At 75.7% G+C, this 1381-nt stretch carries 1 protein-coding gene; it reads left to right on the forward strand.

Annotated elements, in window-relative coordinates:
- The first annotated feature begins 655 nt into the window (after positions 1–655).
- Positions 656–1369 (forward strand): VIT family protein, encoded by a 714-nt coding sequence (locus ABZ641_RS37485; protein WP_359989066.1) that lies wholly within the window; start codon positions 656–658, stop codon positions 1367–1369.
- Positions 1370–1381 lie beyond the last annotated feature (12 nt).

A 1381-nucleotide genomic window follows, 5' to 3' on the forward strand; every position in this document is an offset into this window, starting at 1 on the left:
CTGCATCCTGCGCCGGTCGGCCGGCCTCGGCCGACCAGCTGCCGTACGGGCGGGGCGTCGAGTCGGGGGCCGGGTCGGACCGGCTGCTGCGAGCGCTCGGATCGGGGGCCTTCGCCGACGCGGCGGCCCGCAGTCCTCGATCCGGTCGGGCTCCTCGTCCACGGGCCGGTCGCCGCGGCCGGGCACGTCGCCCGCGACCACGGCGAAGCCGCACTCGGCGGCGATGCGGCGCGGGTGCGTGCGGCGCCTGCGGCGTCCGGGCATGTCACTCAGGTCGAAGAGCCATGCGGGGGAACGCCCGACCTGTCACAGCGTTGATCGATCCCATCTCCTCGACGTCGCGGTGGGGCACGGCGGCGTAGAAGGCATCACGACCGGCCTCCGACCGCAAGCGGCCGGATTCCGCTGGAACGGGAGGAGCTGACGAGGCATCGGGGACACGTCCCTCACGGGTCGCCGGTTGGCGCGCAGGTCGTCCGGGGTCTCGGCGAGGCACGACCCGGCGCCGCGGCCCCGCGAGGGCGCACGGCCGGGTGACACGGGCCCCGGCGGTCACCAAGCGGTCCTCCGGGCGCGACAACCGCCCACCGCCTGCCGATACTGACCAGGACGACTCGAACGCCCAGGTACCCCCTCGCCCAGGGACACCGCACGGATGACCTTCTTCGACAGGCTCGGTCCGCACCGGGAGAGCCACGCCGCCGGCCGGGCCGGGTGGCTGCGGGCCGCCGTGCTCGGCGCCAACGACGGTCTGGTCTCCGTCGCCAGTCTGATGGTCGGCCTCGCCGCCAGTGGGGCGAGCACCTCCACCGTCGTCACCGGCGGCCTGGCGGGCCTCTCCGCCGGTGCGATGTCGATGGCCGTCGGCGAGTACGTCTCCGTCAGCTCCCAGGTCGACGTCGAGACCGCCGACCGGGCCAAGGAGGCCCGCGAACTCGCCGAAGCACCGGAGGCGGAACTCGACGAACTCACCGCCATCTACGAAGGCCGCGGCGTCCCGCGCGACCTCGCCCGGCAGGTCGCCGAGGCCCTGCACGAGGCCGACCCGCTCCAGGCCCATCTGCGCGACGAGCTCGGCCAGAGCGAACACACCGCCGCCCGTCCGGTCCAGGCCGCGCTCGCCTCCGCCGCCAGCTTCCTCGCCGGCGGACTCGTCCCCTTCCTCGGCCTGCTCGCAGGATCGGCCGGCGCACGCCTGTGGCTGATCGTCGCCGTCACCCTTTGCGGCCTCGCCCTGGCGGGCGTGCTCGCCGCCCTCGCCGCCGGCACGGCCGTCCTCCGCCCGACCCTGCGCGTCGTCATCGGCGGCGGACTCGCGATGGCCGTCACCGCGGCCGTCGGCCAGCTCGCCCAGGTGTCCGGCGCGTGAGCCCCCGGGCCC

The organism is Kitasatospora sp. NPDC007106, from assembly GCF_040634455.1.
Lineage (GTDB): Bacteria > Actinomycetota > Actinomycetes > Streptomycetales > Streptomycetaceae > Kitasatospora > Kitasatospora arboriphila.